This window comes from Micromonospora sp. NPDC005707 (genome assembly GCF_040631005.1).
Classification (GTDB): domain Bacteria; phylum Actinomycetota; class Actinomycetes; order Mycobacteriales; family Micromonosporaceae; genus Micromonospora.
Window position 1 is genome coordinate 273,300 of sequence record NZ_JBEXYR010000007.1, and the last position, 23,371, is coordinate 296,670.

A 23,371-nucleotide genomic window follows, 5' to 3' on the forward strand; every position below is an offset into this window, starting at 1 on the left:
GTTTCGGCGTCGGGGAGCCTCAGCCTGCCCATGCGGCTGAAGGACCCTGGTCGTTTCGTCCGACGACTCTCTCGGCGCGGGACCGGCAGGATGGGGTGATGCGAGCGGGTGAACCTGAGTTCGAGCAGGCAGTGGAAGCCTCGGCGGCAATCCTGCGGGATGCCGCCCGGCATTCCCGAGACGACAGCGATGCTCTCGTCACTTACCGACAGCTCAGCGACCTACTCGCTCAGCACGGTCTGCAGGTGCCCTATCACGGCGGACCGATGCCCTACATCCTCGAAGAGGCATCGCTACGCGAGCACGCGGCAGGTCGCGGCATGGTGTCGGCGCTCGTGGTAAAGCAGGGGCGCGACGGCAAACCGACCACCCCCTCAGGCGGCTTCTATCGCATGGCTCGACGGCGGCCGTTCGGGAGGAAGGGTGCCAACGACGAGATCTGGTTGAACGAGGTACGCCGGCTGCGTGCGGAGAATGCCCCTAGCGAATCGAGTCTCCACGCCGAAGTCGCCCGCTCGGCAAAGCCTCTCGTGACCACCGCAAACCTGGGCGCCTGGCTCGTCAAATGCAACCCCGACGTCTGGGACCTCGCGAGCTATCTCGCAGCCGGTGGAGAAACGATCACGAGTTGGTCTGTCGTTCCGAACTACCGAGCGGAACTCATCCGGGAAGGCCAGCGGGTCCTGTTCTGGGTCACGGGTGCCGATGGCGCCCACCTGCAGCCCGGTATCTGGGGCGCCGGGGTCGCCCTCGGTCCCGTCTATCAGAACGAGGGGGATGATGACTCCGGCTACTGGTTGGACGAGGAGCAGTTGCGGAGGACGCATCACTTCGCACCGCTGGATGTTCAGCTTTTCCACCACCCGGTACGGCGGAATGTGTTGAAGAGTGACCGCCGCCTGACCGACATGGAGATCTTTCGCCAGCCTCAGATGGGCAACCCGCTGTTCGTGACGAAGGAGCAGTTGGCCGCCATCGAGGAGCACCTACCGGAGCAGCCGGCCACGGTGACGGTGACGGGAGCCGGTGCCGGATTCGGCAATCCCGTCACCAACGCGGAGGTTGAGGCAGCGGCGATGGGCGTCGTGACCGCCGACTACGAGGGCCGCGGTTGGGCGGTCAAGGACGTGAGCAAAGCGTGCCTCGGCTGGGACCTCACGTGCACCTCGCCGCAGGGGACGGTGGACAGGGTCGAGGTCAAGGGAGTGAGCGGCCTGATCCCGAAGGTGCTGCTGACCCGCAACGAGGAGCGCTCCGCGCGAGAGGACGCGGGTTGGCGGCTGGCCGTCGTCACCAAGGCGTTGGTCGAGCCGGACCTGCACTTCTTCGACGCCGACACCACCGTCAGCAGGGCCACGCCCTTCGTGTTCCAGGTCGATCTTCGCCAGTCGGGACCGGCCGCGCCTGGTCAGCGTCGGCGTCGGCGAGGAGCCGATCCGTCCGAGCCGGCAGCAAAGCTACCGGGACGGTGATCGCTCATCCTCGAAGAGCGGCCGAATCTGTGCGAGGAGCTGGGCCTTACTGACGTTGCGAGGCAGGTCAACCTTCAGGTCGATCCCAGGCCCCTTCACGGTCAGGGTCACTGACGGCCGCGTATCGCGCAGCCGCCAGTTGCGGATTGCCGTAACCAGTGCACCCAACTGCGGTTGCAGGGTGGCCAGCGTGGCGAGATTGGCCATGACACTCACCGCGTCGACCGCGACCGTGACGGCCGAGACGTCGCGGACACCCTCGTACGGCAGATCCAGTTCTTCGAAGACGTCCGCCGGCAGCAGAAGCTTGACGCTGGTCATTCCTCACCTCTCACCCGTGCAGCGATTCGGTCCCGTACCGACTGGTCCAGCGGGCGCAACGACGTGGTCGCCACCTCCCCGCAGAAGTAACCCTGGACGTGGTGGATGCCCAGGTCATAGATCTCTTTGAGGCTGATCGGCGCCTCGTCGTCGTAGCCCTCGACGGTGACGACCCGGGCCTGGGGCGCATGGCCCCGGTCTAGCGCGTGGCGGGCCACCCGCGCCACGAGCGCGAGCTCCTCCAGGGCCAGCGGATGATGGAGCACGGCCCGGTCGACCTTGATCTGGGTCAACGGCAACTCCGCCATGCGCGCCAGGGACGCGTAGCCGACCCCAAAATCATCCACGGCGAAATTGATCCGCAGCTCGCGGGCCAGGTCGGTGAGCCGTCGGTGAAAGTAGGCGAGCGGCTCCTGCGGCCATCGTTCACCCGGCCCGGGTTGGATTGGATCCTGTTCGGAGATCTCGAGAGTGAGGGTGCGCGGATTCAGATCTGCCTCGGCGAGGGCCTTGCTCACCTGGGTGAGGTAGGAGTCACTCAGCAACGAGCGGACCGCGACGTTCACCGACAGTGGCTTGGTGCCCTGCCACGGCGCCTCGGCATCGGCGGCAGCGTAAGACCGGACCGCCTTTTCGAGCAGGAGCGCGTCGCGTTCGATGATGAAGCGGTCGCCCCAGGCGTATGCCATCCGAAGCGCGAGCAGCGGAGCGCGCACTTCATGATCCGCACGGCGGGCCAGAGCCTCGTAGCTGTGCACGCTCACCCCGGCCGCCCGCTGGTCTAGCTCGACCACCGGCTGGAACACCATGGTCATAGAGCCGATCAGCTTCTGGTAGAGGCTGAAGGCGTACTGGTAGAGGTTGAGCGGCAACCGCCCGAAGTTCGTACGCAGAGCGGTCATCACCCGCATCTCCGCTTCGGTCGGGTCGTCGAGCGGGTTCGAATCCCAGATCGTCCGCAGCATGACGGCCAGCGGCTCGCCCATGTCGAGCAGGGCGAGTGCGGGGTCCACGACGATCAGCGTCAGGGTCCGATCGTCCTCGTACGACACGGGTACGCAGAGCAGCCGCCGGTCGGCGTCGTTCGAGACGACATGGCCAGGCATCGAGGTGCGGTACTGCATCGCGTCGGCCGCGCTCAACTCGAGCATCGGCCAAAGCTCGTCCTTGTCAAACCGGGCCGTCGAATTGACCACGCCGATCCCCCGACCCGAGAACTCCAACACGGCGACTGAGTCGGCGTCGAGGGCGTACCGGATGATCTCTACACGCTCGGCCTGGCCCTGCTGGCTGGACGGCGGCAGCGGATGCGCCTCGGAGCGGAACACCCGACCGAGCAGCTGCATGATCGAGCTGGAGCGGTCTTCGAGCGGACTCTTGCACGGCCGCGTGGTGCCGGGGTTCGCAGGCCCGCTCAACGCCTGCCGATCGTGTCGCGAGACGGGTGGCTGGGTGAGGACAGTGGTCGGCCCGTACATCTGCACGAGCTGCACCGGGGGCGGCTCGAGCCCTTGCTCCGCCACGTAGTTGGCCATCTGCCCGAACGACACACGACCACCGTCGTTCGCTTGTCCACGCAGCCCGCGCAGCAAGTGGTACGTCAGCAACCCGTGCCGGTGCTCGTCGCTCTCCCGGGCTGCTGAGCCGTTCGGGCAGGCCAGCAACGCGCTGTGCCGGTCAACCTGGGTGCGGTAGGTCTGCATCGCCTCGGCGTGCCGCAGGTTGGCATCGAGGTAGATCCCGGCGTGGCAGCAGTCAAGGATGAGAAACGATGTGCCAGCGAACGTTTCGAACACGTCCCGCTTGAGGAACGCCATGCGAAGCCCGTTGTCCGGCTCCCGGCGCAGCTTGTTCGGTTCCAGATCGCTGGTAACGAGGTACGCGTCGAGCTGGGTGCTCCATTCGGGCACCAGCGCGTGCCCGGCGAAGTAGACGAGCAGGACGTCGGACGGGCGCGAGTCGAGAGCGATGTCCCGCAGCCTGGTCTTGATGTCCTGCCAGGTGGCGCGGGGGCCGATGTACAGATCGACATCGCCGTCGTCGAAGGTGCCGATCCGCTCGTCCAGCAGCACGCTCCGCATCGCCTGCGCATCGCTCTCGGCATAGCGGAGGGCCGGCAACTGCACGTCGTAACCGCAGTGATTGACCCCGATAAGAACCGCCCGCCGCCTGCTCGGCGCCATCAGCACCCCCAAGGTGATCCGCCCCCGAAACTACAGTCAGGAGTCAGAGCAGTGCTTTAGGTGACACTATCGGATCTTCGGCAACCATTGATCTGAGTCGAGAGTCAGATACCCGTCACGTCCGAGACAGATCATTCAAGACGTGCGGCGCTGGCCGCGGAGGGCTGCGACGACAAGTCGCGCGACATCGGTGCCCTCGCCCGCCGTGATCTCCCAGGAGCCGCCTCATGGCCCCCGACAGGGCTAACGTGGAGCGGCACCGTTCAGGCGGGCGGTGTCGGCTGCCCACGACCTCCATCGAGCCGACGCCGAGGCTCCAGTGCCGCCGGCTCCCCCCTCCCCGGCCTCGGCAACGGGTGCCGGACCTGGTCCACCGAGCCCCCACGGACGCCCAGACTGCCGCGAGCGGCGCGGTAGAACCGATCACGGCTCTCGTCGGCTCGGTGCATCAATTCAGGCAGATCGATGGGCGGGTTCGGTAGTTTCCGTGCCGTCCTCTCGATGTCCCGGACGGCGTCCCGCCAGCCGGCAGCGGCGCGGACGGTTACCTCGTCGCCGAGCAGGAGAACCGCTTCCCAGGCCAAGGTGTGCCGGACATCCGCCTCGGCAAGGCGGGCCAGCCCGTCGTCCCGGTCCAGGGGTGGCCGGCGCGAGCCGGGACGGTGTTCGCCGAGCATCTGGGTCGCCACGGCATGGATTTCCTTGACCGCTCGGGTGAAGTCGACGTAGGCATCAAGTCGCCGCTCGTCCCACCGGACGGTCTGGCTCCGGTGCCAGCGAGCGCGCTCGTTCACGCTCGTGGCGATCATCGTGCCCGCCGTGCCGATCAGGACGCCGAGCAACGCGGGCGCCTGCGTCACCACATTCTCCACCACGCTCACCAACTCCAAGTCTCCGCATGATCACAACACTCGCGCCAGCCCCGGAGTCCTTGCCGGGGGCGCTCGTAATCCACCCCGGCCGGATTGCCTTCCAGTCGTGGTTGATCGATCGGCGCCACGCTCCACTCTCGCACTTGCGATCGGAAGGCGGGGTAGGCGCGCGTAACCTCGGGGTTCAGATGAGTGCCGTCCCGAGCACTTCGGTCCATGCGGCGGGCAAGTCATCACCGGACAGCAGATGAACCCTGCTCTCGGCGCAGATGTCCCGCCACAACGGATCCACCCCGCCGGAAACCACCAGCACGGCGATCGCCGGAACCTCGCGGACGGCCAGGCGATGCCGGTATTCGAGCACCTGGCCGAGGCCGAGGCGTAGCTGCTCCACGTCATTGCCACCGACCAGGCTCTTCACCTCGGCGATGAACTGCCGCCCCTCGGCGTCCCGCCACGCGAGATCCACCGGCACACCGTGCAGTCCGGCGCCGCCTCGCAGGCCACTGGCGGCGAGGTGGTCGATCACCAGTCGGCACAGCCGGTCATGCTCGTCGACCCCGGCGCGGTACGCCTCCGCGTCGAACGATCGCTGCAGCGGCAGGTCGGCAGGCACGGTCACCCCGTCGTACGGGCGGTCGAAGCCTTGCGGCGCGGCCGGCTCACTGCCAACCTCAGCCTCCGTCAGGGACTCGGCCGCCTGCCACGCCCGACCCACCACCTCCGGTCGGTAGCGACCCTCGAACGAGAACGGCCCGGCGGCCACCCAACAGCTCAGAAGCCGCAGTCCGGCGATCACCGGTGGCTGCCGCAGCAGCCAGAGCGCGGTGTCCAGGTCAGGGCAGCGGACGAGAAGCTTCTCCTCGGCGAGGGTTTTCGTGCCGTCCTCCAACACCTCGACGCCGTGCCGCTCCCACTCCTCCAGGTCGAGGATCCCGGCATCCATGGCGAGGCCCACCGGTGCGGCGTGCAACCGCAGCCATACCGCCTCACCCGACTCGTACAGCCCGAGAATCTCCAGCACTCCGACCGTCAGCCGCAGCATCGGCGCGCTGTCGTCCAGCCGGGACAGGATCCAGTACCTTCCGGCGGTGCTGGCCGCCTCGGGCACCACGGTACGAGCGACCCAGCCGGCGAGCGCCCAGGAACGGCGGCGGGTCTCGTCCAGCCCAGCCGACCAGGCACCATCGATGTCGACCGGCGACGGATCGACCGGTGCCGCGGCGGGCTCAGCGAAGACCCACGCGGCAAGGTCGGCAGGATCGAGGAGTTGCCAGAGCCGGGACCGCCGGGACGCCAGCATCTCGGCCACCTCGTCTACGTCGGCAGCGTTCCACCAGCTCTCGACGTCTGGTGTCTCCGTCGATTCGATCACCGTTCCCACCCCTCGAAGTCGTCGGGTCAGCGTGCCCGCCGGTGCCGGCGCACGTACGTGAAGCCGTCGCGAAGCGGCCGGTCGACAACCTCGGCGGCGCGGATCGCCTCGCGGTGCGCCTCGATCTGCTCCGCCGAGGCGTGCGCACCCGCCGGCAGCCGCCGTACGAATCCGTCCACCCAGTGGTCACGGCGCGGCGATCGGGCCTCCTGCCGGTGGTCCGGGTGCGGGGCGATGCTCACCACTTTCGGGACGTAGCGCAGGAGCTCGACGCGGGACTCACCGGCTCGCGGCGGATAGCTGGGCAATCCGTTGCGGTCCAGGCTTCCTCGTACCCTGCCGATTCGCCGCTCACGAATCAGGTCCTCCACAGCGGGGTGGATGCGACCCACGCGGCTTTGCGGCAATCCCAGCTCACGGCAGTTACGTACGAGCGCCTTCTCGGCCAGGATGGCGCTCCCGTCAGGGCTGAGATGGCCGAGCTTACGCAGCGTCCGCATGACCCATCCCGCGTCGGAGAGGTCGGGCACCCCGGCCCCCTGCTCCGCTCCCGGCGCAGTTTCCCGAACGACCACGCGGATGTCGTAGCGGTGCCGGTAGGTCAGTTCGTCGACCCGCTCGGGGCGAGGCAGTAGGTCGGTGCCGGCCAGAATCGCATCGTCATCCGGACGCCAGCTGAAGCTGACCAGGGTTCCCGGAAGCAGACCCGGCGGCCACGCCACGCCATGCAGCTCCCACCTTCCGCCAACATGCCGGATCAACACGTCGCTCTCAGCCCGCCCGTCCCGCTCGGCCTGACCCGGATGATGGACAGCAAGCCGGAGGCGCCTGCCAGCGGTGGGCGGTGTCGTCATTCCAGCGGGAACGGCGCACCAGCCCCCGTTGATCTGCGCCCGCCCTACCGCCGCCGTCCACCGAAGTTCCCCGGCTTTCGAACCGGCGGGACTCCACTGCCCGGCCTCGGCCAGTCGTGGCAGCTGTGCCCGCGACTCCGCCGTCTCACGCAGGTCCTCGGAGATCTCATCCGCCAGTGACTTCACCGCCTGCGCGCCACCGGTCTCACGCCCGGCCTCAAGAACGACGGTTGCCAGGCGCTGTGCCGCAGTCGAACCCCGATGTGGTCCGGGGCAGCGGTCAGCGTCCACGAAGGTCTTGCCAGATCGCGCGACCAGCGCAGCGAGCAGGTCACGTGTGCGTTCCGACACCGAAAACCCCAAGGCCTCGGGTACGAGCCCGGCATCAACCACATACCTCACGACGGAAGCCGCCCGCTCGTCACGACAGGCGATGTGTACGTTCGACAGTTCGCCACCCAGGTCCAAGGCCCCACGACATGTCGCGTGGAGCCAGGCGTCATGCTCGTTGATCGCGTGCTCAGCCCCTGTGCCCAGTTCCCCGTACTCCGTCACCCAGGCGAACGCGAATCGCCCCTCGCCGCGGTACGCGAGGTCCACCACACCGACAACCCGCGCCAGGTCGGTCGACACCTGCTTGAGCAGGTCGGGACAGATGAAGGCGGCTCGCTCGTGCCCGCACCGTGCCAATTCCGTCGAGGACACTCCTTCGACTGGGCGCGCGTTCGGTGCCGGCGGCTCATTGTCAGGCAGTTCCACCGCCGCCAGCCGGAACCGCACCGCCTCGACAATCGAGGACACACAACCGGCCTGGCGCTCGCAGTCACGCCGTTGCGGGCATCCTCTCCGGTGCTCCTCGATCGCTCGGTCGACCTGTCGTGCCAGTTCGGAATCGCTCTTGCGGACCGCCCGGGTCGCCTCGGCCAGGCAGTCGGAACGTAGCTTCGGCATGCCCCGTGCCCGATGGATTCGGGTGGCCTGAACTTGCAGGTCCGCCACCATCAGTTGGGCCTCGAGGCAGCGCGCGCTGGCCCGCGCATGTGTCTCGCCAGCCCGTCGCAGACGTGTCGTGACCTCCTTGCGGCGCCCGCCGCTCGGGTCGGCCTGAAGTGACCGGTACGCGCGCTCAGTCTCCGCCAGGATTCCGTCCGCGCAGGCTGCCCACTGTTCCGCCACGGCCGGGTGGGCCAGCGCTTCGTCGTACTGCCAGCGGTTGACGTCAGCCACAGCTTCACGGGTGAAGTCCGCCTGGCTCAGTTTTCGCAGGCGCTTCACCTCAGCAGGCACTTCCGGCGCGACCGGCTTCTCATGCAGGCGCAGCCACGCCCAGATGTCGGTGGCCGGCGGGTCAAGATCGACGAGACGTAGCCCCCTACGGCGAAGCACCTGCGCGAGCGCCGCGTCGAAGGTGCTGCCGGCAACGTCACGGACCACCTGCGTCGGCAAGGACGCCGGCCGCGAATCAGCGGAGGCATGCTCGCCCCGGACATGCCGGCGAGAGACACGGAAGCTCTCGGACGCTTCCACGCGCCGGAGCGCCAACTCATCGCGGGTGCGGCTCAGCGTCTCGGCGGCCCGGCCGCCGGTCAGTTCGGCGATCCGGACCTCGATCTCGAGCAGCCCCTCCGCGTACCTGATGGCGGCGATGGAGGCGGGCTCACCGGCACGCCGGCGATAGAGCTCCTGCTCGGACGGGGACAGCTCCTTCCTCTCGGCGACGGAACGGTGCAGCGCGGCGAGCCACACCATGTCCCGGGGCAGCGGGCTGGCCGGCCGGTGCGTCTCAGGCTGCGCTCTCGCTGAGGTTCCGGCGGCCTTCGCCTTCGGGGCCACGCTCTTACCGGATCCCACCGGCCCGCCGTAACAATGACCGCAGAGCAGACGGGACCAGTCCCCGCCGATGGTGACCACCGAGCTGGACATGTTGGTGCGCTGGCACCTCGAACAGCGGAAGGTCAGCGGCTTGTTGAGGGTGTACCGCTGCAGTTCCCCCAGCGTGGGGTGCACTTTCCTGATCTGGTACCCGGAGGGGGGCCGCGACGCCATGCTGCCTTCCACGACAACGAGACTTCTCACGTACGGGGATCCTGACCCGCCCTCATGAGCAGGGCGGGTCAGGGGCCAGGAGCCGGTGGTTCAGTTGTCAGGCCACCGCAATCGAGGGTTTCAGTCCTTCTCGTCGCGTTTCTCGTCGTCCCCGCGCCAGCGGAGCCCTCGCTCGGCGATCCGGCTGGAGAGCATGCCCGTCGCCCATTTGGCGCGGCCGAGGGTGTCGTTGCCGAGGCGCACGGCGGCACCGACGCCGTCTGCTCCTGTCTCGAGCGCCTTGTCCCGCGCCTCCATGGCCGCGTCCGTCCATCGTCTCGCCTCCGACGACTGTCGATCGCCCTCGATCCCGAGCCGACCGTGGAACTCGACGATGGCGGTCGAGACATGGTTGCTCGACTTCACCACAGCCGGGGAGTCCAGCGGATTCAGCAGCACCTTGGCGTTGGCCCTACCCGCGGCCGCCTCCATGCGGGCCAGCAGGCGCTCGGTGCACCGGGAGATGAGTTCCAGCCTGTTCTGCCGGGCAGCCCTCAGCCCGAGGCGATGCCCGTCCAACTCCCCAGGCGACGCGTCCAGCACCCGGTCAAGTTCGAGCACGGCGATCGCGTCCTGCAGCTGGAAGCAGCGAGCCAGGACGACGAGCCACTCCTGTGCCTTGGACTCTGCTTCCCTGGCCGCCTTGGCGAGATCACCGATCGCAGTCTTGCGCTCCAGCTTCTCCGCGAGCGCGTCGAGTTGACGCAGCGCGTACGCCTGGGTTTCTGCGATCGTCGCCGGCGCGCCCTGCACCTTTGACCACGTGACTTCGTCGACCCGGCCCCTCGCCTCTCGGATGGTCATGGCCTCCTCGAGGACGAAGCCCACGCCGATCATGCGGGCCAACACGGCGTCCTTCTGGGCGCGGAGCACATCGTCGACCTTCTCGTCGATCTTGGCGAGATAGTCGGTGATCTCCTTCATGCTCTGTTGCATCGCAAGCTGCGCCATGATTCCCGCAGCACCGGCGAGCAGCGCCGGGTTGCCCGCGATCGCCCCGGGCCCCTTCGAAATCTGGAGCCACTTCTGGATCGAGCCCGGATCCCCCACCATCGCGTGGCTGACCCCTGGAGTCTTGGTCGGCATCAGCCCGTACTTGTGAACAGTCTGCGCGGACTCCTTGGTCAGCTGCACCCAGCGACCCGAGTGGGCGGCAATCTCGGAACCCGCCTGTGCCGCGGCCGCCCCGGCACTGAGGACAGACCCGAGCCGAGGCAGTCCGAGGTCCGTCGACGGCAGTCCCTCGGAGGCGATGAAGCGTTCGACGGCCGTCGGATGCCCGATGACCGCCAGCCCATCGCCGTCACTGATCAGCTGAATCTCGTTACCCATTGTCGGCTCCTGAGGTACGGAAGGGGTGGACAGCGACGACCTGTGCTCTGTCACTACTTGGCTCTGCGGCCACGGACGGCCTTCAGCGGGCGCCAAGAGGTGAGGGCGTCGTCGGTGAGGTGGAGGCGGTTGGTGGTCTCGGCGAGGAAGCCGGCGTAGATGTCCGCCGGCGAGGCGCCCCACTCCGGGTCGAACTCGCCGTGCCACTGGCGGACCCAGGGAAGGATCTCGCGCAACCCCGCGACCAACGGCAGCAGTCGGTCGGCGGCCCAGCCGTCCTCCTGCTCACGTGCCACGATCAGCGTCGCGAGGGCTTGGGCCTGCTCGCGGTGGTCCCAGCCGGCCCAGCCGACCAGCAGCGACGGGTCACCGTCGCGGCTGGCACCCGGGTACGACACGAACCGCTCCTTCGGCACATCGAGCTTGCCCCGATGCTTCCAGTAGCTGCCCCTGAGGAAGTCCGCCGAGGTGTACTTCGGCGGCACCGGGATCTGCTTACGGAACTCCCGCTTCGCCGCCTCGTCGGGCAGCGCGTCCTCCTGCCGCTGCAGGTCCCACACCTGCTCCCAGTCGGCCCGCTTGGCCAGGCCGGAGTCCTTGTAGCGCAACGCGGCCAGGTGCGGCACATGCTCGTCAGCGACCAGGTCCGCGATCACCTTGCCGAGATCCTGACCGGGCGCGTAGATGCCGGCGACGATCAGCACGTCGGCGTCGCGGCGCAGCTCGTCGGCGAGCTGGGCGGTGGTCAGCGGGCGCGGCTGTTCGAGGCCGTCGACATGGTGGTACCACAGCTCCCGCGCCTCGCACCGGTCCAGCAGCCAATCGCGCAGCGCCTTCGCCTGCATCGCGTCCCAGCCCTCGCTGGCCCACCGCCGCTTGCACTCCGGCCGCTCGATCAACCCGATGTTGCGGTTCCCCTCGATGACCGCGATCCGCCGCTCCACCACCGCCCGGTACTCATCCGACCAATGCGCCGGCAGCTCCGTGATCGGCGTCGACCCATGCCGGGCGAACCACTGCGTCTCCAGGCCCTCGTCGCGCATCTTCCGCGCGAGCACGATCTCGAACGCCCGCTCCCCCAGCTTCAACTCCGGCACCGAGCCGGGCGGGGCGGGCAACTCCTCGTCCAGCAGCCCGTAGAGCGAGTAGACTTGCCAGTCCAACTCCTCCTGCAACGCGATCATCCGCGCCCGGACCGAGTGCCACTCCCGCTCGGCGGCGTAGAGCCGCTCGCCGGTGGGCACCCCGGAACCCGCGACCGCCGCCGGACTCACCGTGGCAAGCCGCTGCGCCAGGCCGTCAATCTCCCGGCTCAGTTCAAGGGGGTACGCCGACGGCATCGGAAATTGATAAACGTTTGTTGAATTGAAGTTGTACCTCTCCATCCAGCTCTCTGGCTGAATTCCGCGGCCAATTCCACTTCCGCCCTTTGCCCCGCAGCGCTGCCTCAGCCAAAAGCAAGCCAAGGAACTGTTCAAGACTCCAAGAAAACTGAGATGGTCATCCTCCGATGCACCTCTTCGCAATTTAATTAGTGGTGCCGAATGCTTGAATGCGAGACCTAGCCGGTCGAGCACAAAGTGGTTTTGTGTCGACACTTCGGCGAATGCGATCGACCATGGATGAGAAGGCTCATCCTTAGGAAGTTGATGCCATTCGAACCACGGCCGACGATCAGTGAAGTAGGTACCGCGAGAAAAGGTTGCCCTGTTGCCCAGTTCCGTTCTGTAGGCCCATAGCCGCTTCGCATACAGAGGCATCGCCGAAAGCGGAACCAGGTTACGGCCTTGATCATATGGATGGAAAGCGTAGTCCCCATCCAAGGTCATCCAGTCGCGCTCCTCATCACCGATGACTAGCCGGCGGCAATACGGAGTCTCCACCTTCTCTCGCGCAAAGACGAAGGACGGGGCCATCATTGCCTCATCTGCGCCCATGACACCATAAAAGCCAACTCGCGAAAGATGTTGGCTGAGCGCGGCGGTGGAGGCGTCTTCGACCGCCTGCATGACGCTTCCAGCGCCGCCGCCGCTTAGGCTCCAAGGAAACGACGCCAACAGGGTCCGGGGCGTGTCAGCGACGCTGATCCATTCATTCTCGAACCTGGGCTGCTCGAACTGGCTGACAATTGCCTGCCAGACCAGCCCTTTACAAGGGTCCGTCGGCGCAGTTGGTTCTCCCCTAACACCCATGATAGTGCGAATTGCGCCCGACCGGCCGCGGTTGGTGTTGCGACCGATCAAGATGACGGTCGGGGTGCCGTGGCCAGGGATGTAGGCACCCGACGTGTCGATGACGTGGGTCAGGTTGACCTCAACCGCGAAGAACTTCTCGATCATCTTCTTGCCGAACTCGCGCTTCATGAACGAGTTGGCGGTGATCTGCCCGACATGCCCGGACCCCTTGCCGTCTCCGTCGCCGGACTTGGCGAGTTGGAAGAACCGCTGGGCGAACGGCACCGACAGGGCGTACTTGCCCGAGCATGCGTCGTACATCTCGCGGTAAGCCTCGTTGAGGCCCTTGTCCTTGACGGTGATGTAGGGCGGGTTACCCACCACGACGTGATAGCGGCCGGGGCTGAGGATGCCGGAGTGTTCCTGCACGTCCTCGGTGGCGAAGGCGAACTCGGTCATCGGGTCCTCGCCAAACAGCATGGCCTGCCGCCGCTTGATCAGCGAGTCGCCGACCGCGAGGTGCATCGGCAAGGCGTATCCGGCCGAGCCGGCGAGGGTCTTGACGTTGCTGGCGCGGAGGGCGGCGACGAGGAGGCGGAAACGGGCGATGGCTACGGCGAAGGGGTTGATGTCGACGCCGTGGACGGCGTCGAGGGCGAGGCGTACCCGCTCGTGGGGGTCACGGTTGGGGGCGTGCTGCTCCCACTCCTTCAGCAGACGGTGAAAGGCCCCGAGGACGAAGTGACCCGAGCCGCAGGTGGGGTCGATCATCTTGACCACATCGTGGCCGAACTCAGCGATTGCCGGGGTGAGTGTCAGGTCGAGGATGAACTCCTCGACGAACTCCGGCGTCTGAAGCAGCGCATAGGTCTTGCGGGCCGCCTCCGACAGGTCCTGGTAGAGGTCGCCGAGAAAGCGAGTGTCCCACTCGGGGTCGGTGAAGTCGTGGACCAGGCCGCCGGTCTCGCCACGTCGGCGCCAGAAGGCGATCAGGTTCTTCGCCTCGTCGTGGGACAGCGGGATCTGGTAGAGCGGGTTGTGCCGCTTGTCGAACAGCGACTTGCCGGCCTGGGTGCTGGCGATGGCGTCGAAGCTTTGGTGCAGCCAGTCGCGCAGGGTCTTGTCGGGCTGGTCGCGGAAGAACTGCGCCTCGGCCTCCTCGGCCAGAACCAGTCGGTCCCCCGGCCCGGCCAGGTACGGGTCAGGCAGCAGACCGTTGTCCTCGCAGAAGCGCACGAAGACGGTGCCGAGCACCCAGGCGACGGCCACCTGCGTCACTCGCTCGTCCCGCCAGGCCGCCCAGGTGGCGGCGGTACGCCCGACCTTGAAGGCGTGGTCGTATTCGCCACGCAGGCGGAGGCGCACCTCCTCGACCGACTCGGCCTGCTCCCGCAGGTCCTTTTCCAGGTTCTTGACCTGCTTCTGCAGGTCGGACAAGAGCAGCTTCCGGTCGATCACGCGGAAACTCTAGCCGTCCCGCCCACGGGACGGGGGTACCCGTAAGGCCCGATCTGGCCGACAGGTCGCTACCTACGGCTCCCGCATCCAGGTCTTCGGGTCAGTGACGAAGACGCCCTTGCCCTGCTGGCGTCGGATCACCCGCAGCGCTTCAAGGCGGACGTATGCCAGCTGCACGGTTCCGTAGCTCACGCCGTAGTCGGCGCGAGTCTGTGCGACCGACGGCAGTCGGTCGCCTGGCTTCAGCTTCCCCGACTTGACGTCGGCCATCACGTCGGCGGCGATGCGGAGGTATTCGGCTGATTCGGGCATGTCACTCCTCGCGTGGCAACCCGAATTCGATCACAACTCGAATGTCTAAACAACGTGCTTTGACTCCCCTGTGTTCCCTAGTTATGTTGGAGCGGAGCCGGTCCTCGCGTGGCAACGAGTTCGGCTCATCCCCCTGGTCGGGGCGGGTGCGCGTGCCCGTCCCGACCCACCGGACTGCTCCGCTGTCGTACCGCTGATCTCAAGCTGCCCCGGCGGAGCGGGCGGGTCGCCCGCGGCCGGCGTGCGGACGGCCCGCCCTTCCAGACCCACCGCATCGACCCTCCGCGCTCCCGCCTGCCCCGGAAAGGACCGTCGTGACCCAGGTGTATCGAGGTGGCCAGCTCTACGGGACCGGCCTACCGGCCCGGTTGACCGCGCACGAGGCGCGGATCCGCGTGTTCGACGTGCGCCGTCGGGGCGTCGATCCAGATCAGGTACGGGAGTTCCAGGCCCTGGTTGCCGAGGAGCTGGCCGACCTCCACCGGTGGATACGCCTGCTCAGCGAGGAGAACGGGCGGCTCAGGCGGGCGCTGCGCGACTGGCAGACGATTCACGCCCGCGAGTGCCGGCCACCGAACGAGGGTCACTGGTAGCGGTGCGACCGCAACCGGGCGATCTGCTGCGGATCGACGGGCACGCCTCGGTGCAGTTCGCCGGTGACCGCGCCCTGACCTTCCGCGTCGTCTCGGTCTGCCCCAAGCCGACGTACACCGGCTGGGTGTGGCTGACCGGCTACGTCATCGACCGGCGCGGCGAGGCGATCGACCGGCGCGAGATCTTTGTCCAGCTCGCCGGCCTCCGCCGCGCCACCAGCACCCCGGCCCCGAGCGGATCCCGTGCCACCCGCCCCTATGCTTCCCGGCATGATCAGGGTGAAGGCGGAGCAGCTCGCGGCGGCTCGGGGGTGCGTCCTCGGGCTGATGCTCGGTGACGCGATCGGCGCCACCGGCGGCAACGTGCCGGTGAGTGGGACGCTGCGCGCCACCAGCGCCGGCCAGCTCGCCTGCTTCACCGTCGATGGGCTGATTCGGACCCACGTCCGCATGACGCATAAGGGAGTCTGCCCACCGCCGATCAGCGTTTGGCATGCATACATGCGGTGGGCAGCCATGCAGGGCATTTCTGGCATCGAGCCGTGGTCGCAGGAAGACTGGCCGGATGGATGGCTCGCGACGGTGCCGGTCCTGGCCGAGCGGAGAGGGTCGGCGCCGGCGACGGTTGCCGCGTTGAAGGGGAAGACCGCCGGCACGCTGGACAAGCCGGTTGGCACAAGCATCGGGGCACACGGGTTGACGCGCAGCCTGCCTGCGGGCCTCTGTGCTTGGTGGCCCTCCTCGGAGAATTTCGGCGCAGAGATCTCGGCTCTGACCCACACGGGCGCGGCGGTAGATGCGGCCGCGTTGGGGTCGACGCTGATCCGCCTCCTCGGCGAGGGGAAGCCCCTCGCGGAGGCAATGGAGCGGGCTCGACGTGACTCTCTCGGGCGATCCGTGCACACCGGCGACTCTCTGTTGGGTCCCGCGCTCGAGGCAGCGCGGTCCAAGCCGCGGCAGGCCGTCGAACTGGCCCGCCTCGCGGGGGATGCAAAGGCGACCTCAGCGCTGGCCGGAGGCGTCTACGTGGCCATGTCCTTCGCAATGCGATACGAGATTCGGGACGCGCTGGCGTTCGCGGCGTCGGTGGGCGACGGCCGACACGCTGCAACTGTCGCGGGCGCACTGTTGGGAGCGGCACACGGACCGGATGCGCTGCCCGTCGATTGGCTCTCCCGGCTGGAGCTGGCCTGGGTAGCCGATACGCTCGCCCGCGACCTGGTCCGAGAGGTCACCGAACGCCCATCCGGCAGCGGCTACGGCGACGCGACCGATGCGCACTGGTGGGACCGCTACCCCGGCTGGTAGCCCATCCGCTATGCCGCCCACCCGGCATCACCGTCCCCTGGAGTGGGCGAGTACCCCCCATCGCCCTGGAGCCATCGGTAGGCCGTCCTCATCGTCGGCACAACAGTCTCGTACAGGTACGGCGCGCTGGTCAGCCTTCCCCAGTGGTCCGTCAGCCGCATCGCGGACGGATGGGTGAACGCGGCGACGAGCGTGTCGACACCGCCGATCCGCACCTGCTCAAGGTGCGGGGCGATCTCACGACGGCGGCTCATGAGGGCGGTGAGCGCCCTGTGGACCTCTACGCCTTGGACGATGCAGAGGGTGGGCTGAAGGATATCGATCGTCGCTGCCATGTGCGGGGCGCAGTTCCGGCTCATCGTCGCGTTGCCCAGCGACTTCGTCGAACCGGCGACGAAGGCGGAGCACAACCGCATGTTCGCCATGGCGTACGCGTCGAAGAGGTGAACCGGACCGGTGGCACCGGCCACGTGGAGCTGCTCACCGTCCCGGTCCGCCCCGGGCTCGCGGCCGACGGCGAGCCGCAGGGCACTGGTGACGCCGCGCATGTGTGGGTTGCGCGCGGTGAACGCCAGGCCGGCGGACTGCATCACCTCCGCATGGCGCTCCTTGAGCGTCACCCCCTCACGTGCCCGCCCGGTTTCCATCGCTATGACCAGAGTGCGCGACGGCACGCCGTCGATCACAAGGTCGTAGTGATGACCGACGTGGGAGAGCTGGCCGGGGGCGAACGCCGCACCCGGCCGGGGCGCCCTGCCGGAACGGCCCAGCACGCTCTGCCGGCAACTGTCGAGCCGTCCGCACACGCAGACACCCGTGGGGCTCAGCACCTGCTCCGTCATGTACCGGCCGAGTTCGTCGAGGCGCCGGGCGGTGGCGACGGTGTCGCCGGCGGCCGTCACGGCCGCTCCGCGGACGCAGGGACGGAAGCGCCGGATGCCCCCGCGCGAGGCCGAGGCGTGCTCGGCCCGCCGGTTGCCGTTCGCAGCAGCGCATTACGGAGGATCTCGGTTTCTGGCGCGCTGGGCGGACCGGCGGAACCCGGGTGCCACTCGGTCACGAGCCGCTGCCCGGAGGGCAGCGAGTAGATCCGTACCGCCCGCCCTGTCACCGTCGAGCCGTATTCCGTGCCGCCGGACCCCAGCTTGGCGGTCAACGGGAGGCGCAGCGCCTGGGCGACACCGTCCCACGGGCGGCCGAACGCGAAGACGTCCCGCACCGGCAGCTCAGCGATCGGCTCCCACACGTACTCCTCGATCACCTCCCGTGGCGGACACATCGGCGCGGTGATGGCCTTGGAGTGCCAGGGGTAGCACTCGAAGATCAGCAGATCACCGTGGTCGGCGTCCGGCTCCTGCAGCCAGCGTCGGGTGAACTGAAGCCGCGCCTCGTAGTACCGGTTCTTGCCCATCTGGTCCGGCAGGGTCCAGGGCGCCCGGTTGTACGGGCACGTCGTCTGCCACCTGCTGTAGGAGCCGTACTCCTCCTTGATCTCCTTCGCGAAGATGCCGTCCCGGGACTGGAACTTCTGGCGGTACTCCCCCGGGTTCAGCCCGAGGACCACCATCCGTGGCGTCTGCTCAAGACCGAGGAGATCTCCGTGGTAGGGCTCCGGGAACCCGTGGCGTGTGGGCTTTCCCGAGCCATTGCCCTTGTAGGAGTCGAACCAGCAGTCGAGCGGCGGCGGCAGAGGGTCCCCGCCGCTCAACCACATTTCGACGTGGGCGTCCCAGAAAGCCGCGACGCGCTGCCGTGCGGAGGTCGTCATGACCAGAAGCTAGCGACGCATGACCGGCAAGGCCAGCATCAAGCGCCGACAATCGACCTGATGACCGCGCCGACACATGGGGCGCCCGAGCCGGGGAGAGAAGCGATGGAGATCGTCGGTAATCAAGCAGTAGAGAAAGCGGCCATCGAGTACGTCATCGCGAAGGAGGCTGCAGCGGAACGGTTGGCAGTGGACGTGCGGGGAACCGGCGCTGCGGGCGATGTGTCCAGTCCACCTCGGATGATCGAGGTGAAGGCGTTCGGGAAGTCGGCCAGGGGCAATGATCTCTGGCTCGAAGTGCGTCAGGTTGAGGAGGCCCGCCGGAACCCCGACTTCTGGGTGTACGTGGTGGAGAACATCCGCCAGGGGGATCCCGGCCAGTTCAGTCTCAAGATGATCGGGGGCGAACGCCTCCGGAAGCTGCTCGACCGGGCGAAGGAGCAGCGGTACTACCTCGTCCCGTGGCCGGTGGCGGAGTACGACGCCCTCGCCTGAGGCTCAGCCCCAGAAGATGGCGGTCGGGTCGCGGTCGAGCCCGTCGAGCAGACTGTCGACGTTCGGAGTCGGCGGGGTGAGGTTGTAACGACGAAACCGCAAGTTTCGGTCGCGGTAGTAGAGGGTCCAGGTGCCGGGGCGCTGCGTGTACCGCAGGCGCGCCACCGGCAGCCGAGTCCACTCCGGGTTCTCCTCGGGACGCCAGGGCGCGCGGCACTCGACGACCGTCAGGTGACGCGCCTCCACGTCGCATTCGATGCGCACCTGGTCGCGGACGCGCTCGGGCACGCGCCCCGCGCACCAGTCACGTACTCGTGCCACGTCCGTCTCGGGCAGCGCCATCAGGACGCCACCGCCGCACTGCGGTGGGCGTTGACGACCCAGGCGTCCGGCAACCCGATCCACTCGTTGTCGCCCACCCGCACCACCGCGCCGTCCAGCTTGGGCAGTGTCCCCGGGTCCTCCATGGGGCAGAGCAGCCACACGTCGCCCGCCCCGCCCCGCGCCGCGTCGGCCAGCTCGTAGAGCCGCTCCATCGCCCGGTACCGAGCCAACACCGCCGCTTCGTGCAGCAGCACCGGCCCTGCATCGGCAGCCAGCTCCGCCCGCAATGACGGCACGGCGAGCTGCCACGCCTGCTCGACGTACTCCCCCAGCTTGATGGCGCCGCGGGAGCCCGGCTCGGCGATGTCCGCGCCGACGACGGTTTCCCAGGTGGGCTTCGGCTTCGCGTCGACCAGGCCGCGCAGCTCCCGCAGGAACACCGCCGCCACGCTGACCGGCCGGGCGTCGAAGCGCCGGACCAGCTCCTCGCGGGCCGGCGCGTAACGATTGAGGCGTACCGTCAGCGCCCGGAACCCGCCCGCGGACCTGGCCCCGGTCAGCCGCTCCTCGGCCCGCATCGCCGCCGCCAGCTCCGGCGACTCGGCCGCCCACCGGCTCGGCGCGTTGGTGGCCGAGGGGCGCCGCTGGATGATCGACGTCGAGGACGAGCCGGCCCGGGGCGGCCGCGGGACGTACCGGTCACGGTCCCAGCGCAGGTCGAATCCTGCCTCGACAAGCATCTGGTCCAGCCTGCGGTCGGTCGGCAGCGGCGCCAGCTCGGGGAACCGCGCCGAAACTCGCTGCTGCACGTGTTCCGGGCTGAGGGCGCGCTGGTTCTCGGACGCCGGCGGCACGACGCCGGCCTGGGCGAGCCGCAGCGCCCGTACCGGGTCGAGGTCGCGCGGGTAGAGCTCCAGCCGGGCGGTGGCGGCGGCGCGCTCGGACGCCACCGCGGCGAGCAGCACCCGCCGCCGCTCGTCGATGACGTCGGCCGCGCCGCCAGGCGCGTTCACCGTGGCGAGGGTACGCATGACGGTGGCCGCGCTGGGCAGCACCTCGCTGGCGGCGAGCCGGTCGGCGGCCTTGCCGAGCGCGTCGGCGTAGTCGAGCAGCGCGGGCGCGGCCGGGGTGTCCGGCGCGTCGTCCTCGCCCGCCTCGAGGGCCACGAGGAGCCGGTCGCCGCGCGGGTGTGGCTTGCCGTCGATGTCGGCGCGGGCGTGCCGGCGCAGCAGCAGGCGCGGCTCCTCCTCGAGGGCGTCGATCTCGACGGCGGCCCGCACGGCCGCCACCGCGACCGCCAGCCGCAGGTCGTCGCCGGTGCGCACCGACCCGCGGCTGGTCAGCAGCGCCGTGGCCAGCTCGGCGGCGCCCATCACCCGGCCGCCGTCGCGCAGCAGCTCGATGATCTGGGTACGCACGCTGCCCACGACGGGCAGTTCGTGCCAGCGCTTGCGCTGCTTGCCGAGGATCTGGGCGATCCGGCCGGGGGTCACGCCGACGGTGGTGGCGACCAGCGGCTGCTGCGGCCAGAGCGGCAGGGCCGGCAACGCGCCGGAGTCGTCGGGCAGGTTCAGCAGCAGGCGGGTGGCCTCGACCTCGGCGGTGTTGCGGCCGTTCTTCGCCGGCACGAGCAGGGTGGCGATCGCGTCGAGGCCGACGCGTACCAGCTCGGCGTCGCCGGTCCCGGCGGCGGTCTCCGTGGCCACCTCGGCGGTGGCCGCCTTGCGGGCGGCGGCCGAGGTGGGGATGGTTTCCCGCTCCCCCAGCCGGTTGCGCCACTCCTTGACCCGGCGTTGCAGCTCCTTGCGGGTCTTGGCGCCGAGGCCGGGCAGCGTGGCGAACGTGTTGTTGCCGACGGCGAGCAGCTCGCCGACGGTGCTGGCCTCCACCCGGTGCGCGGCAGAGACCGCCCGCGGGGTGAGGCCGGCGGCCTCCAGGGCGGTCGCGCGGGTGGCCTTGGCGGCGGCCTCCTCGCGGGCCTGCTCGGCGGCCTTCTCGTCCGGCTCCTCGGCCTCGATCTCGGGGTGGTCGGAGCCGACCGGGGCGCTGGCGTCGGAGCGGCGGAATACCTGCTGCCAGGCGTCGCGCATGTCCTTGAGCGAGGCGAAGCGGCGCCGGTGGTCGCGGTGCAGGGCCTGGTGGAAGAACTCCACGAGCCCGTCGCGGACGGCCGGGTCGAACGCCTCGGCGGCCAGCACCGGCGGGCCCTCGGTGAGCTGCGGTTCCGTGCCACCGTCGCCCCAGACCGGCAGTTCCCCGGAGGCCATCTCGTGCAGAGTGACGGCGAGGGCGTACCACTCGGCGTGCTTGTCGTAGACCTGGCGGCTGGCGGTGCCGAGGAACGGGTCCAGGTAGCGGGGGGTGCCGGCGGCGAGCTCCTTGACCGAGACCCCGGCGAGGGAGAAGTCGAAGAGCACCAGCTGGCGGGTGCGGTTGGGGCGGACCCGGATGGCGATGTTGTCCGGCTTGATGTCCCGGTGGTAGACGCCCTCACCCTCCAGGTAGTCGAGGGCGCCGAACAGGTAGTCGCTGTAGGTCTCCAGCTCGTCGACGGTGAGCCGGCCCTCGTCGCGCAGCTTGCGGGCCAGGGTCAGCTCGCCCGCGTGTTCGAGGACGATCACCGTACGGTTGGCGACCTGCAGCGGCTCGGGCCGGGCCAGCCGGATCACCCGGGAGTCGGTGAGCGGCCGGAGCACCCGGGCCTCGTGGGCGAGCCGTCCGGCCTTCTCGTCGGAGAGGCCGACCTTGAGCACCTCGTCCTTGCCGGTGCGCTCGTTGTGGGCGAGGAACGCCCGGCAGGTCGAGCCGGTGCCCAGCCGCTTCGTAATCTTCCATTCCGCCACCCGGTCGCCGCCGCGGGCTTCGAGCGGGTCGGTCTCCTCCGGCTCGGGTTCCTCGGGGTGCACGGAGGCCGGCGGCGGCGCGGTCAGCTCGTTCTCGACCTCTTCGAGCATCTCGACGAAGTCGGCGACCGTGGTGAGGCGCTGGGCCGGGACCGGGGCAGTGGCCGCCTGGATCAGCTCGTCGGCGAACTCGCTGATCCCGTCGGTCACCGACGAGGGCCGGAGGCCGTTGTCCCGGGCGATCCGCGCCAGCAGCTCCTGGCGCTTCGCGGCCGGGGGCTGACCGGTGAGGATCAGGTACGAGAGGGCGCCCAGCCCGAAGAGGTCCATGGCGACCGGGTCCGGCCGGGGCGCGGTCAGCTCCGGTGCCAGGTACGCCTCGGCGGAGCGCTCGATGTGCGAGGCGGCGTGGGAGGAGAGGGTGGCGGGGTCCCCGCTGCTGCCCCCGGCCGAGTCGGCGGTGCGGGTGGCGGTCTGCCAGTCGCTGAGCTGCAGCTGCGGGACCAGCCAGGCCTCCTCTTCGCTGCCGCCACGGCGCTTCGGCCCCGGGGTGACCAGGACGCTGCGGGCGGAAAGGGCACGGTGGTGCAGCCGGCGCCCGTGTGCGTACGCGACCGCCTCCGCGAGCTGCCGGATCATCGCCAGCCGGCTGAGCGGCTCCAGCTTGTCGCCGTACTGGGCGATGTAGTGGTCCAGCCGCATCGACCGGGGGTCGTGGCGGAAGATCAACGCCGGCCCGGCCTCGTGCGACTCCATCGAGTCGACCCGCACGATGCCCGGGTGGTTGACGCCGTGCAGGACCGTCATCTCCCGCTTGGCGGCCCGCTCGATGCTCGCCCGCTCGGCCTGCACGGCGTTCCGCTCGACGAGGTAGATGCGGATGCGGCGGCGTTCCCGTTCCAGGTCCTTGTGGCGGGCCTGGTGGTCCTGCCAGGTGGGGCCCAGGTCGAACGGTCGGGGCTCCAACTGCCACGAGCCGACCTCGTAGTGCTTGCGGCTACGCGCGATGCCGACCGCCTCGAGCAGGTCGGGTAGGGCTGCGGACAGCTCCTTCGTGACCCGGTGCTTCTCGTCCTGGGGAGGGCGCGTCACCAGCGTGGTGATGGTCGGCAGCATGCCGGGCTGATGCCCGGGTGCCGGCTCGGGACCGTAGATGCCGTGCAGGTGGTGGTCGGAGAGCTGGATGTTCAGGCCCGGCTTGGACAGGAACACGGCAGCCTGGACGAACGGAATCTTGACCGGCGGCCCCTTGCGCTGGTTGGCGGCGACCTGGAGCAGGGACTTCAGCTTCTTCGCCTTGGCGTCGGCGAGGTGCAGCGGGTTGTCGAAGGTCCGCGTCCCGCCGGGGTTGTGCAGGATCCAGTTGGAGCCGCTGGAGATCAGCCGACCGGTCAGGCTCTTGATCTCGATCAGGTAGAGCCCGCCCGGTCCCGCCACCAGCAGGTCGACCTCGTAGGGGTGGCCGGTCTGGGCGGTGAAGGTGAAGTTCGACCACGCCCGGTAGGGCTCGCTGTCCGGCAGCAACGCCTGGACGTGCGCGAGGGCCTCCCGCTCGTGCGTGAACTGCGACGGGGTGATCGTCGTCCACCGGCCTTCCTGCAT

17 protein-coding genes are annotated in these 23,371 nt (G+C 68.9%); 5 read left to right on the forward strand and 12 right to left on the reverse strand.

Annotated features, from left to right (window positions below):
• Nucleotides 1–98: 98 nt before the first annotated feature.
• Nucleotides 99–1,472 (forward strand): EVE domain-containing protein, encoded by a 1,374-nt coding sequence (locus tag ABZ452_RS16440; RefSeq protein WP_357943334.1) that lies wholly within the window; start codon nt 99–101, stop codon nt 1,470–1,472.
• Here ABZ452_RS16440 and ABZ452_RS16445 read toward each other — a convergent pair.
• The 8 genes from ABZ452_RS16445 to ABZ452_RS16480 form a co-directional block, all read right to left on the reverse strand.
• Nucleotides 1,458–1,793, reverse strand: coding sequence for a hypothetical protein (locus tag ABZ452_RS16445; protein WP_357943336.1), 336 nt, complete (start codon nt 1,791–1,793; stop codon nt 1,458–1,460). The two genes, ABZ452_RS16440 and ABZ452_RS16445, sit on opposite strands and share 15 nt — an antisense overlap.
• The gene (locus tag ABZ452_RS16450; RefSeq protein ID WP_357943704.1) at nt 1,790–3,982 is read right to left on the reverse strand and encodes an EAL domain-containing protein; all 2,193 of its coding nucleotides are present in this window, start codon (nt 3,980–3,982) and stop codon (nt 1,790–1,792) included. The genes ABZ452_RS16445 and ABZ452_RS16450 overlap by 4 nt, the downstream gene beginning before the upstream one ends.
• Before the next feature lie 257 nt (nt 3,983–4,239).
• A complete protein-coding gene (locus ABZ452_RS16455; protein WP_357943338.1) occupies nt 4,240–4,857 on the reverse strand; it encodes a hypothetical protein in 618 nt (205 codons plus the stop codon).
• A gap of 175 nt (nt 4,858–5,032) precedes the next feature.
• Entirely contained in the window at nt 5,033–6,223 is a 1,191-nt protein-coding gene (locus ABZ452_RS16460; protein WP_357943340.1) for a hypothetical protein, read from the reverse strand.
• A 26-nt stretch (nt 6,224–6,249) separates the two neighbouring features.
• Nucleotides 6,250–9,135 (reverse strand): hypothetical protein, encoded by a 2,886-nt coding sequence (locus ABZ452_RS16465; protein ID WP_357943342.1) that lies wholly within the window; start codon nt 9,133–9,135, stop codon nt 6,250–6,252.
• 108 nt (nt 9,136–9,243) lie between these two features.
• The gene (locus ABZ452_RS16470; RefSeq protein WP_357943344.1) at nt 9,244–10,494 is read right to left on the reverse strand and encodes a hypothetical protein; all 1,251 of its coding nucleotides are present in this window, start codon (nt 10,492–10,494) and stop codon (nt 9,244–9,246) included.
• A gap of 53 nt (nt 10,495–10,547) precedes the next feature.
• Nucleotides 10,548–14,126: a BREX-2 system adenine-specific DNA-methyltransferase PglX gene (gene pglX / locus ABZ452_RS16475; RefSeq protein WP_357943346.1), complete on the reverse strand. Its 3,579-nt coding sequence runs from the start codon at nt 14,124–14,126 to the stop codon at nt 10,548–10,550.
• Between the two features lie 72 nt (nt 14,127–14,198).
• Complete coding sequence (locus ABZ452_RS16480) at nt 14,199–14,438, reverse strand: winged helix-turn-helix domain-containing protein (protein ID WP_123242114.1); 240 nt, start codon at nt 14,436–14,438, stop codon at nt 14,199–14,201.
• Nucleotides 14,439–14,752: 314 nt separating this feature from the next.
• On the opposite strand from ABZ452_RS16480, the gene ABZ452_RS16485 reads away from it, so the two are divergent.
• From ABZ452_RS16485 to ABZ452_RS16495, 3 genes are read left to right on the forward strand one after another with little or no spacing between them, the layout of a single operon-like run.
• Nucleotides 14,753–15,031 (forward strand): cell division protein DivIVA, encoded by a 279-nt coding sequence (locus tag ABZ452_RS16485; RefSeq protein WP_357943349.1) that lies wholly within the window; start codon nt 14,753–14,755, stop codon nt 15,029–15,031.
• Nucleotides 15,032–15,033: 2 nt separating this feature from the next.
• Nucleotides 15,034–15,369, forward strand: a complete 336-nt coding sequence (locus ABZ452_RS16490) for a hypothetical protein (RefSeq protein WP_357943351.1) — start codon at nt 15,034–15,036, stop codon at nt 15,367–15,369.
• On the forward strand, nt 15,302–16,339 hold the full coding sequence (locus tag ABZ452_RS16495; protein WP_357943353.1) for an ADP-ribosylglycohydrolase family protein: 1,038 nt from the start codon (nt 15,302–15,304) through the stop codon (nt 16,337–16,339). Before ABZ452_RS16490 ends, ABZ452_RS16495 begins: the two co-directional genes overlap by 68 nt.
• An 8-nt stretch (nt 16,340–16,347) precedes the next feature.
• Here the strand turns inward: ABZ452_RS16495 and ABZ452_RS16500 are convergent, their stop codons facing one another.
• Nucleotides 16,348–17,241 carry a hypothetical protein gene (locus tag ABZ452_RS16500; protein ID WP_357943355.1) on the reverse strand — a complete coding sequence of 298 codons (894 nt, stop codon included), beginning with the start codon at nt 17,239–17,241 and terminating at the stop codon, nt 16,348–16,350.
• A complete protein-coding gene (locus ABZ452_RS16505; protein ID WP_357943357.1) occupies nt 17,238–18,107 on the reverse strand; it encodes a hypothetical protein in 870 nt (289 codons plus the stop codon). The genes ABZ452_RS16500 and ABZ452_RS16505 overlap by 4 nt, the downstream gene beginning before the upstream one ends.
• Before the next feature lie 60 nt (nt 18,108–18,167).
• On the opposite strand from ABZ452_RS16505, the gene ABZ452_RS16510 reads away from it, so the two are divergent.
• Nucleotides 18,168–18,602 carry a DUF3883 domain-containing protein gene (locus ABZ452_RS16510; RefSeq protein ID WP_357943359.1) on the forward strand — a complete coding sequence of 145 codons (435 nt, stop codon included), beginning with the start codon at nt 18,168–18,170 and terminating at the stop codon, nt 18,600–18,602.
• Between the two features lie 3 nt (nt 18,603–18,605).
• Here ABZ452_RS16510 and ABZ452_RS16515 read toward each other — a convergent pair whose 3' ends face one another.
• Together ABZ452_RS16515 and pglW are read right to left on the reverse strand one after the other, a co-directional pair.
• Complete coding sequence (locus tag ABZ452_RS16515) at nt 18,606–18,944, reverse strand: DUF3024 domain-containing protein (RefSeq protein ID WP_357943361.1); 339 nt, start codon at nt 18,942–18,944, stop codon at nt 18,606–18,608.
• Nucleotides 18,944–23,371, reverse strand: a complete 4,428-nt coding sequence (pglW, locus tag ABZ452_RS16520) for a BREX system serine/threonine kinase PglW (protein WP_357943363.1) — start codon at nt 23,369–23,371, stop codon at nt 18,944–18,946. Before pglW ends, ABZ452_RS16515 begins: the two co-directional genes overlap by 1 nt.